General features: G+C 36.6%; 5 protein-coding genes and 1 pseudogene. 4 read left to right on the forward strand and 2 right to left on the reverse strand.

Features of this window, described 5'->3' with window-relative positions:
- From BM088_RS18585 to BM088_RS18600, 4 genes and pseudogenes are all read left to right on the forward strand, one after another.
- A pseudogene (locus tag BM088_RS18585) lies at positions 1 to 1,526 on the forward strand (hypothetical protein); the annotation flags it as partial.
- A 1-nt stretch (position 1,527) separates the two neighbouring features.
- Complete coding sequence (locus BM088_RS18590) at positions 1,528 to 1,974, forward strand: phage tail protein (protein ID WP_091988149.1); 447 nt, start codon at positions 1,528 to 1,530, stop codon at positions 1,972 to 1,974.
- A gap of 12 nt (positions 1,975 to 1,986) precedes the next feature.
- On the forward strand, positions 1,987 to 2,199 hold the full coding sequence (locus tag BM088_RS18595) for a tail protein X (protein WP_091988151.1): 213 nt from the start codon (positions 1,987 to 1,989) through the stop codon (positions 2,197 to 2,199).
- 10 nt (positions 2,200 to 2,209) lie between these two features.
- The gene (locus BM088_RS18600; protein WP_091988153.1) at positions 2,210 to 3,217 is read left to right on the forward strand and encodes a phage late control D family protein; all 1,008 of its coding nucleotides are present in this window, start codon (positions 2,210 to 2,212) and stop codon (positions 3,215 to 3,217) included.
- A 75-nt stretch (positions 3,218 to 3,292) separates the two neighbouring features.
- Here BM088_RS18600 and BM088_RS18605 read toward each other — a convergent pair whose 3' ends face one another.
- Both BM088_RS18605 and BM088_RS18610 read right to left on the reverse strand, forming a co-directional pair.
- Positions 3,293 to 5,458 carry a hypothetical protein gene (locus BM088_RS18605; RefSeq protein WP_143085112.1) on the reverse strand — a complete coding sequence of 722 codons (2,166 nt, stop codon included), beginning with the start codon at positions 5,456 to 5,458 and terminating at the stop codon, positions 3,293 to 3,295.
- 458 nt (positions 5,459 to 5,916) lie between these two features.
- A partial coding sequence (locus tag BM088_RS18610; RefSeq protein ID WP_177208101.1) for a hypothetical protein occupies positions 5,917 to 6,155 on the reverse strand: 239 nt, incomplete at its 5' end.

Consider the following 6,155-nt stretch of genomic DNA (forward strand, 5'->3'; position numbering starts at 1 on the left):
TATTAAGAGGTTTTGGGTTTGATGGTGCTGCTGATGTTTTTGAATCTATGGATGGTTTATTCGATAATATTTTCTCTGACAATGAAGATGAAATTGAAGATGAGAAAAAGAAGAAACAAAAAAATAAATCAAAACAAAAAGGTAAAAATAAAGGTCGCAAAAATAAAGGCCGTAAAAATAAATTTAAGAAAAAAGGTGGCAAAAACAAGCCTAAAAATAGCAAGTGGAATAAAAACAATCATCAACTTGATGACTCTGATCACGATAATGAAAAGTCCACTAAATTAAATAAAAATCAAAAATCACCCGCGAAACAAAATAAATTAGGTAAATCTTTTGGTAAGTCAAAAGGGGGGATGCTTAAAAGCTTAATGAAAAGTCCAGCCTCTAAAGTATTAGGTCGCGTTGCAGCGCCTATTTCAGCAATTATGGGAGCAATTAGCATAGGCTCCACTTTAAATGATGATTCATTGAGTGCGGCTGAAAAATCTAAAGGGGTAGGGGCAGCAGCTGGAGGTGCCGGAGGTGCGTTAGCTGGCGCCGCTGCAGGTGCCGCGTTAGGCTCTATCATTCCTGGTGTTGGTACTGTTATTGGTGGGCTTGTTGGTGGTGCTCTAGGCGCTTTTGGTGGTGAAAGCTTAGGTGAAGGCATAGGTGGATTTGTTGGTGGCTTCTTTTCTGATGATGAAGAGAAGCAAGATAAGTTAAGGAATAATACTAATACAACAAAAAGCAGCAGTCTTTTAGATAATAATGAACATAAAACTGTAAATAATATTTCCCCACAGAATCAACCTAAATCTGCCGCATCAAATTCAATAGACATGCTTGATGTATTGAAGAAAAATATGGGAGAAATAACTTTAGCTACAGGTACCTTAAAAGATAATAAGGATTTTTCACCAGCTCAAAGAAATAAAGCTGTGAAAGTAAATAAATTTACAGGTGCTTTAGATATAGGCTTAAATGTCCATTCAATTATTAAAAGTCTTTTTAATGAAAATTTATCAGGGCGTCAAAAATCAAAAGAAGTCGGGAAAACTTTAGGTAGCATGTCCGTTGGGTACTTAGGTTCACAAGCTGTTGCTAAGATCCCTTATGTTGGCCCTGCACTATCTCCTTTAGGTGGCTATTTAGGAGGTAAACATGGAGGTGAAGGTGGGGAGTATTTAGGTGGTGAAATTTACGATTTTTTCTCTGGAAATAAAATTTCTGACCCAGAGATGGGGGTTAAACCTAAAATAAATGCAGAAAATGATTCAAGTAAAAGTAAGTCAATTCATTTAACTGAGCTTGATGCAACAAAATTGAATTCAAACTCCTCTCCAAATAAAGGTACAGAAAAAAAATCAAATTTTATTTCCCCTTCTGTTGCCAATGTCACAGTCAATGCAGAAATAAATGTTAATGCGACTGCTGATATGGATAAAACTGCAATCGCTGAAGAGATTAAGCAAATATTAGAAGCAAAAGAACGAGATGCACTACGTGACTTGCGTTTACGTTACATCGATGAGGTAGCTTAATATGAAAATAACAAATACCCAATATCAAATGAAGTTGGGAGAGTTCCAGTTTGCGGTAAGTGGTGCCAGTTTTAATAAGCTCAACTATGAGTCTAATTATCGCTGGGATCCAAAATCTGCGCCAACGGAAAAATCGAGTCCCTTGTTACAGTATATTGGGCCGGGAGAAAGAACGTTAAATATAGAAGGTATTATATATCCTCAACTTGTGAAAAATGGGTTGAAACAGGTTGATATGATGCGCGAAGAGGCAAGTAAAGGTAAACCTTTACCCTTGTGTTATATAGAAACGGGTTCTTCCTCAAATAGTGGTGTGGGCAGAATACTAGGCTCTTGGTGTATTGAAAAAATAAGTGAACAAAGAAGTGTCTTTTTAGCGGATGGAAATCCAAGAGAGATAAGCTTCACAATGTCCTTAAAAGCGTTTGAAAACAAAATAAAATATTAAAGGATAATTCAGATGAGTAATGTTAATTATCGTACCAGTGAAGGTGACTGCCTTGATTATATTTGTTGGAAACATTATGGACATTTATCTGGCGTGGTCGAAAAAGTATTAGAGCATAATCCAGGGCTTGCTTCATTAGGTGAGTTATACCCTGAAAACATTGTGATTATTTTACCTGAAATCTCAGTTTCTAAGGTAAGTAATATCGTTAGAATTTGGGATTAAGGAGCTATTTATGTTCATGAAACCTCAGTTTGTTCTCAATGCAAATGGCAAAGACATCAGTCAATCATTAATGGATCGCGTGGTATCCGTTAAAGTGTGTCAAAAATCAGGTTTAGCAAGTGATACTTGTACAATTGAAATTGACGATCACAGACAAAACCCAATTCAGCTACCAGGTGATGAAGATACAATTGCAATTGCATTAGGGTATGCGCAAGAAACCACAGATGATACGAGTCAGTTGATTAATTTTGGGCAGTTTGATGTGAGTGAATTTTCTCTCAACGGGACCAGAGATAGTTTGACTATTTTTGGCAATAAATCACTGTGGTCAAAAGGATTGCAAATACCCGTTAAATTTAGCTGGTTATCAGAGCCTGAAAAGCCGTTATTACTCAAATCAGTGGTTGATAAAATAGCGGGGAAATATGGCTTAAAAGCAAAGCTATCACCTAAACTAAATACAATTGAATTACCTGCTATTGAGCAAAATGAAAGTGATATGCAACTTTTAACGCGCTTAGGCAGCTATTTTGATGCTATTGTAAAAATTGTTGAAGATTTTTTAGTTTTCATACCCAGAGGTACGGGAAAAACCACCAGTGGCAGAGCGCTAAAAGAAGTGACTTTAGTTCGGGAGCAACTTTTAAGTTGGACTGCATTGAATAGTCAGTATCCGGGATATAAGTCTTGCCAGGCCTGGTATCATGATTTTATTAGTGCAAGTAGAAAAAAAGTTGAAGTCGGTTCAGGTAAGCCGTGTTTTGACTTGAATTTTACCTATGCCGATGAGGCAACAGCAAAATTAGCGGCAAATGCCAGGCTCACTCATGCAAATCGAATGGCAAAATCAATAGACCTTAAATTTATTGGTGAACCTAATGTCATGGCGGGGGGGATCATAAAAGTGGAAGGTGTTAGAAATGGCATTGATGGTAAATGGTTTGTATCACAAGTAGAACATCTGATTGATAGTAGGGGATTTGTGAGTCAGGCACAGTGTGTATTGTTGAGTTAATGAATGTTTTTAAGTTTTAAGGTATGAATTAAAAAAGAGAAAGAGCCATTAAAGTCATGGCTCCTTAAGTTTAATTTATTTGTTGCCGTACTTCTTTGAGATAAATAGTAGTATATTTGATCTATAAAAAATTAAGGTGAAAAGAAAGAACATCAAAGCGTAGTTTAAACTACCACCACTGCTACTATCAGAACTGGTATCAGTATCTAATGTTGGTGGTGGTAAAGTCTCGGCTTTAACTGTATATAAGTCACTAAAGCTAGCAGATGTAACGATACCACTACCATATTCAGTTACTAACATAGTGATATAATAAGTACCTATAGGTGGTTTAGTAAAACTTATTGTGCCAGAACTGATATTTGTAAAAGAGCTACTTGCAGCCAGCTGACCAATTGAATGGCTTGCCAATTTATGCCCTGTTATGCTGGTGCCATTAAACTCTGTTTCACTTGCCCATAGCTCGACAGACAAAGTACCACTTGTGCCATTATTTCTATTGTTGATGATTTCATCTAACTTTAGGGTGACAAGATCACCGGTTAATTGATAGGAGAGGTTCCCTTTTATTTCAATACCAGTACCTGAACTTGTGGTATCATCAAAAGTTCTGAGATCACTAAAAGAACCATAATCTACGATGCCATTACTATATTCAGTCAATAACATAGAAATAGAATAAGTGCCGGCTGGTGGCTTAGAGAGTGCAACTGAACCAGAACTGATATTTGAAAATGCGCTACCGCCTGTTAGCTGCCCTAAAGAAAAGGTTGCAAGTTTATAGCCTTCAATATTGCCACCATTATAAGGAGAGGCTGTAGCCCATAATTCAATCGCAAGAGTACCACTTTTACCACCAATACGGTTATTTTGAATTTTATCAAGTTTCAAAGTAACAAAGTCGCCATTAATTTCATAAGAAGAGTTACCTGACATATCTAAGCCTGAACCCGTTCCTGTTCCTCCACCATTGCTCCCACCGAAAGTGCGTGTCTCACTAAAAGTGCCATAATCGACGATGCCATTGTTATGCTCTGTTACCAACATAGTTATATAATAGGTGCCAGCAGGAGGTTCAGAAAAAGCGACTGTGCCTGAACTAATATTTGCGTAAGCAGCGCCTGCCTTTAATTCGCCAAGGCGATGATCAGCCACTTTATAACCATTAATTTTCCCCCCGCTATATACTGAAGTTGATGCCCATAATTCGATTGAAAGCGTACCACTTACTCCGCTAGTGCGGTTATTAGAAATTTTATCTGCATTTAAAGTAATAGAGCTATTATTAATATCATAAGAATATTTTCCTGATAAATCGATGCCTGAACCTGTTCCACCACCATCATTTTCACCAAAAGTGCGGGTTTCATCAAAGGTACCATAATCAACAATGCCGTTATTATACTCTTCTACTATCATGCTTATATGGTAGGTACCGGCAGGAGGTGTTGAAAGGGAAATTGCACCTGAATTAATGTTGGTAACATACTGTCCGCCAGTAAGTTGACCATAGGTATAATCAGCTAATTTATAGCCAGTAATTTCGCCCCCAGTATATGCTGCTGTTGTAGCCCATAGTTCTATAGAGAGTGTGCCACTTTTGCCACCACTGCGATTATTTGCTATTTCATCAACTGATAAAGAAACGGTGTTAGCATTAATTTGATAGGAAAAACTACCCGACATATCGATGCCTGAGCCAGTACTGCCGCCATCATTACCACCAAATGTACGTTTATCACTAAATGTACCATGATCAACAATGCCACTACCGTATTCAGAGACCAGTAAAGTCATAAAGTAGCTACCAGCTGGTGGTTCAGAAAATGAAACTGTGCCAGAAGTTATATTGGAAAATGTACCACCACCGGATAGCTGCCCAACAGAATGGCTCGCTAATCTGTAACCATTAATATTACCGCCATTATATGCTGACGCTGTTGCCCAAAGCTCAATAGTAAGAGTACCACTTGTTCCACCGGTACGATTATTAGTGATTTTATTAACGTTTAAAGTGGCATAATTACCGTTAATGTTATAAGAGTAGTTACCTGACATTTCAATGTCGTTTGCAGATAAGCTTTTATTCAAAACACCCAAATCTATGTTATGCGTAAACTCTTTTTTAGTTTGTTTTGAAATCTCATTATCAGAAGTTAGTTTTGCATATTTTTGGCTTTGTATTGAAATTTGGTTAGCTGCTATAGGGTGACCATAAGTCAGTATTTTAGAGTCTGCCATGGCAGATTTTATAGGCAATAAGAACAAGATTGCTATTAAAAATAGCACCCTTCGACAGTTAAATAACATAAAAACCTCAATTAATTTTGAATAATACTTTGACCGGATTTTGTTTTAAAATAAATCACATCAAAATTCAGCGGGCGATATTACAGTCTTTATAAATTTATGCAAATAGGGTTTTTGGCTTGTAGTATCAAGGAAAAAGGTACTTATATTGATAATTACAAGGCCGTTAATTGAAGCGATGAAATTTAATTATTGATAATCATCAAATTAGATATTTTAAATAAGATAAGAGTTTAAGAATGTTTGATAACAGAAGTAATTGTTCGTTAAATTTTTATTGTAAAAATATGAAATATATTTTTTGTCTTAGTAATAAGTATAAAAAAGGCTTCTAAAAATAGTAGAAGCCTTTTATCGTTTTAAGCTCAAAAGAACTTAATTGATGATATTTAGCATACTGTCATTTCAGACTTTGCATGACCAACAGGTGCAATAGAACCACAAGCTTGAGAACTTACTGCAATAGCTGGACGTAATTCATTTGGCATTGCCGTAGGTACTGTATTAGAAGCTGGGATCGCAACAGAAACAGGTGTTGTCATCGGTGCTGTTGCATGACCATAAACTAATGTTGGTGTGTGTGCTTTCACTTCAGCAGTAACGGTTTCAACAACAGGTGCTTCAACTT

This window comes from Pseudoalteromonas denitrificans DSM 6059 (assembly GCF_900112265.1).
Classification (GTDB): domain Bacteria; phylum Pseudomonadota; class Gammaproteobacteria; order Enterobacterales; family Alteromonadaceae; genus Pseudoalteromonas; species Pseudoalteromonas denitrificans.